Annotated in this window: 1 pseudogene; it reads left to right on the top strand. The window is 44.8% G+C overall.

Annotated elements, in window-relative coordinates:
• Nucleotides 1-763, top strand: a pseudogene (locus A3756_RS00790) (bifunctional (p)ppGpp synthetase/guanosine-3',5'-bis(diphosphate) 3'-pyrophosphohydrolase); the annotation flags it as partial.

Below are 763 nucleotides of genomic sequence, written 5' to 3'. Positions count from 1 at the left end.
GAACTCCGAAAAACGTCAGCGTGTTGCACGAGAAGTCTTTGATATTTATGCGCCTTTGGCACATCGCTTAGGTATAGGCTATATCAAGTGGGAGCTCGAAGACCTGTCTTTTCGCTACTTACACACTTCAGCCTATAAAAAGATAGCGAAATTGCTGGATGAGCGCCGAGTTGACCGGGATTCTTTTGTAAAAAGAATGACTGAAAAACTTGAGCTTGAATTAGAGAATGCCCACATCCGCGGCGAAGTCGCTGGCCGAAGTAAACACATCTATAGCATCTGGCGAAAAATGCGCCGTAAGAATCTAGATTTTTCTGAAATTTACGATATTCGAGCTTTTAGAATTCTGGTGCCCAGTGTACAAGACTGTTATTCGGTACTAGGTGTTGTGCATTCCTTGTGGAAGCATATTCCTTACGAATTTGATGACTATATTGCTAACCCGAAAGAAAATGGCTATCGCTCTTTGCACACAGCTGTCATTGGGCCAGAAGGAAAGGTCATGGAAGTGCAGATCCGTACGAGGGAAATGCACGAGGAAGCCGAACTGGGAGTTTGTGCTCACTGGCGCTATAAAGGTACCGATGTTAAAAGTCGATCTTCAGGGTATGAGGAAAAGATCAACTGGCTTAGACAAGTACTGGAATGGCAAGAGGAGGTGGGTGATGCCTCGGAAATTGCAAACCAGCTAAGCTCAGACGTTGGTGAAGACCGTATTTACGTATTTACACCTGATGGCCATGTTGTTGATTTGCCAAATGGC

The sequence above is a fragment of the Oleiphilus sp. HI0086 genome (assembly GCF_001635225.1).
The sequence above is the reverse complement of the archived record's forward strand: the minus strand, read 5'-3'. Positions and strand labels throughout refer to the sequence as shown.